Below are 1,367 nucleotides of genomic sequence, written 5' to 3'. Positions count from 1 at the left end.
AGTGGCGCTTCAGCACCAGCACGCCGCAGCCCTCGCTCCAGCCAGCACCGTCCGCGCCGTCCGAAAAGCTCTTGCTGCGGCCGTCGGGGGCGACAGCGCCCGCGCCCATGCTCACCAAAGCTATTGGGGTACACATCACGTGCACACCGCCCGCCAGCGCCAGATCGCACTCGTCCTGCCGCAGCGCCGTGCACGCCAGATGCATGGCGGACAGCGACGACGAGCAAGCCGTATCGATCGTCATCGCCGGGCCCTCGAGGCCCAGCACGTAGGAGATACGGCCCGCCAGCACGCTCGACAGCTTGCCTGTCGTCGTCCACATCGTCGTCTCCTCGAGCGAGCGGTGCATGCCGTAGTCGCTACCCATCGAGCCGAGATAGACGCCGGTCCGGCTCTCTCGCAGCCCCTCCGGTCGCAGGCCCGCACGCTCCAGCGCCTCCCACGCCGCTTCCAGGACCAGACGCTGCTGCGGATCCATCTCCACCGCCTCACGCGGCGAGATGCCGAAGAAGCCCGCGTCGAAATCCTCGACGGCGTCGACAAAGCCGCCTTCCTGCGTCAGCCATCCCGTCACCCCTTCCAATCGCCGCAACAGATCCCGGCTCCAACGACCCGGCAGCGGGCCAATGCCGTCACCACCGCGCTCCAGCAGCGACCAGTAGCTCTCGGGACTCGCCGGACCTCCAGGTGTGCGGCAACTCATCCCCACAATCGCGATGGCTTCCGATGTGGCCGTGGATGCGGTGATCGCTAGCCGCTGCTCCAGACGGACAGAAGCTCGACCGAGCTCGAGCTTCTCGAGCAGGAGCCGCGCCATCGCCCGCACGGTTGGATAATCGAACGCCAGCGTCGTCGGCAGCTTGGTCCCGACCCGCTTCGACAGGCGGGTGCGAATCTCGGCCGCCATCAGCGAGTCCAGCCCGAGATCCTTGAGCGGTTGATCCGCAGGCACGGACGCGGCCCCGGGCAGCGCCAGCACCGCCGCGATCTCCTCCTGCGCCAGTTCCACCAGCGCCTGTAACCGCTCCGCATCGCTGCCAAGCCCGGACAGCCGAACCCGCAGTGCGTTCGTATCGCCGCTCGACGTCGAGGCCCGCCGCAAGCCGCTGCGCATAAGCCCACGGTAGAGCGCCGGCACATCCTCACCGAACTGGCGCTGTACCACGCCAAGATCCAGATGGATCGGGATCAGCATCGCCTCGGGCAGTGCCTGCGCTGCATCCAGCAGTTTGAGTCCAAGCTCCAGCGATAGCGCTTGCACGCCTTGACGCCGCATCCGCATTAGTTCGGCACGGCCCAGATGCGCCGTCATGCCGACGCCGCGCTGTTCCCACAGGCCCCACAGCAGGCTCTGCCCGGCCAATCCG

1 protein-coding gene is annotated in these 1,367 nt (G+C 67.8%); it reads right to left on the bottom strand.

Going from position 1 to position 1,367, the window contains the following annotated elements:
- Positions 1–1,367 (bottom strand): type I polyketide synthase (locus IVB48_RS11965; protein ID WP_247400068.1); only part of this gene is annotated, 1,367 nt, incomplete at both ends.

Origin of the sequence: Bradyrhizobium sp. 76 (assembly GCF_023073025.1) — a bacterium.
Classification (GTDB): Bacteria; Pseudomonadota; Alphaproteobacteria; order Rhizobiales; family Xanthobacteraceae; genus Bradyrhizobium.
This window is presented reverse-complemented; position numbering and strand designations above follow the sequence as displayed.